1 pseudogene is annotated in these 253 nt (G+C 64.0%); it reads right to left on the bottom strand.

What is annotated here, in order from left to right:
• A pseudogene (locus SB753_RS39480) lies at positions 1-253 on the bottom strand (permease DsdX); the annotation flags it as partial.

Genomic DNA, 253 nt, shown 5'->3' with positions numbered 1-253 from the left:
CACATCATCGCCCAGTGCACGTTCTTCGGCCCGAACAGATCGATCAGCGTGCGCGCGATGCGCTCGGCACCGCCCGACTCGGCCATCATCTTGCCAGGCATCGTGCCGAGCCCGACGACGATCGCGATATGGCCGAGCGTGCCGCCGACCCCGGTTTCGAACGACTTGAGAATCGACGTCATCGGCATGCCGACGGCCAGCGCGAGCGCGACGGACACCACCATCAGCGTGATGAACGGATTCAGTTTGAAGC

Origin of the sequence: Paraburkholderia sp. SIMBA_053 (assembly GCF_046534895.1) — a bacterium.
GTDB classification, from domain to species: Bacteria; Pseudomonadota; Gammaproteobacteria; order Burkholderiales; family Burkholderiaceae; genus Paraburkholderia; species Paraburkholderia caledonica.
The sequence above is the reverse complement of the archived record's forward strand: the minus strand, read 5'-3'. Positions and strand labels throughout refer to the sequence as shown.